Raw genomic sequence first — 752 nt, forward strand, 5'->3', positions numbered from 1 at the left:
CGAACTACAACATACCGAAGCCATCAAACGGGCAGTAGAGTCAGGTATGGGGATTGGGTGTTTGTCGAAAGTTACCTTAAACGATGCTTTCAAACGCTCATCGCTAATTGCCTTAAAAACACCACAGAGAGATTTCAAACGAAAATTTTATATCATCACACATAAGGACAAATACCTAAGCCCTGGCATACGAAATTGGCTAGAGCTTTGTTTTGAATACGCAGAACTCCACAATACCTATTCATAGCGGCAACTACTGATAAACTGGCCCTTCTCCATCAGGACGGGTTTTGAAGCGCTTATGCTGCCATAGATATTGTTCAGGATGACGCTTAATTGCTGCCTCTAGCGCCTGATTCCACAGCTGCGCATCCTTTTGCGGGTCCTCACCAAAACCTTCAAAAACGGGTGAGAAAATGACTTCATATTGACCATTTGGTAGCCTAAACGGTGCGACATGCAAAACAGTCGCTCCCGTTTCACGCGCAATCCAACTTGGTGTAGAGATACAACCCGTACTAACACCAAAGAAAGGAACAAATAGGTCACAGCGTTTACCGAAATCCTGATCAGGAGCATACCAAACCTCACCGCCCCCCTTGATAAACTCGAGCATCTCTTTTAATTGATACTTACTGAAGCTTTGAATATCAAAGTTACGGTTACGCCCACTTTCGATCATCCAGTCTATTACGGGGTCGTTATTTGGGCGATACATATAGCCAGGTCGCTTAAGCTGAGTCCCAACCAAG

2 protein-coding genes are annotated in these 752 nt (G+C 44.7%); one reads left to right on the top strand and one right to left on the bottom strand.

What is annotated here, in order from left to right; translation table 11 throughout:
* The coding region (locus A3761_RS04115) for a LysR substrate-binding domain-containing protein (RefSeq protein ID WP_231881152.1) at window positions 1-247 on the top strand (247 nt) is incomplete at its 5' end.
* Between the two features lie 6 nt (window positions 248-253).
* Here A3761_RS04115 and A3761_RS04120 read toward each other — a convergent pair.
* Window positions 254-752: lysophospholipid acyltransferase family protein (locus tag A3761_RS04120; protein WP_231881153.1), on the bottom strand; the 499-nt coding region annotated here is incomplete at its 5' end.

It is taken from the genome of Oleiphilus sp. HI0123, assembly GCF_001635315.1.